We start from the raw sequence: 1,053 nt of genomic DNA, 5'->3' as shown, positions 1-1,053 counted from the left end.
CCAGCGTATTTATAAATGTTGAAACTGACGGCACGGTGAATATTATCTGTCATCGCTCTGAAATGGGCCAGCAAATACGCACCTCCATTGCACAAATTATCGCCGATGAATTAGATGCCGACTGGCAACGAATTAGCGTGACCCAAGCCACCGGCGATAAAAAATACGGTGATCAAAATACCGATGGCTCCCGCAGTATTCGACGAAATATTGACCGCTTACAAATTGCGGGGGCAACCGCGGCGCTGATGCTAAAACAAGCCGCGGCAAAAGGCTGGGGGATCAGTGTCCAGGACTGTGAGTGTAAAAACCATACGGTGGTTAACAAGAACACAGGTAAAGCCATCGATTTTGCCCCTTTGGTGCCCGTGGCGGCATCCATGCCTGTTCCTGCACCAGAAACGGTAACCCCAAAATCACGCAGTGCATGGAAATTCGTGGGCAAAGGTGTTGCTAGTTTAGATTTACCTGCCGTAGTAAAAGGCGCCACGGTTTTCGGTCAAGACGTACAGCTAGACGATATGCTTGTGGCGGTCATTGTACGTCCTCCGGTTTTATATACTTCTGTGATCTCGGTGGACGATACCAAAGCCAAGCAAGTGGCAGGGGTTAAACACGTTATTACTATGCCCGCATTGACCGAACCGGCCTTGTTTAAGCCACTAGGTGGCGTGGCGGTGCTTGCCACCAACACCTGGGCTGCCATGCAAGGCGCCAAAGCACTGTCAATTACCTGGTCTGAAAATGACAACAGCCAGTATCAGTTCGAGACAGAAAAAGCCGCTCTCATTGCCTCGGCAAAAGCTGGTGGCGAAATCATTCGTACAAAAGGCGATGCACCTTCGGTCATTGAGGCGGCAGACGAAGTCATAGAAGCCACCTATTTTTCGCCACTATTGGCTCAGGCTCCCATGGAGCCACCTGCAGCCACTGCACGGGTGATTGGCGATAAAGCAGAAATTTGGGCTTGTACCCAAAACCCCCAAGCGGCCAAAAGTAACGTGGCGGGTATGCTGAAGATCCCAGAAGAAAACGTCACGGTACATATTACCT

General features: G+C 50.6%; 1 protein-coding gene. It reads left to right on the top strand.

The window, feature by feature from the left end:
- The coding region (locus V5298_RS19170) for a molybdopterin cofactor-binding domain-containing protein (RefSeq protein WP_332933042.1) at window positions 1–1,053 on the top strand (1,053 nt) is incomplete at both ends.

The organism is Alteromonas sp. 14N.309.X.WAT.G.H12 (genome assembly GCF_036697315.1).
Lineage (GTDB): Bacteria > Pseudomonadota > Gammaproteobacteria > Enterobacterales > Alteromonadaceae > Alteromonas.
This window is presented reverse-complemented; position numbering and strand designations above follow the sequence as displayed.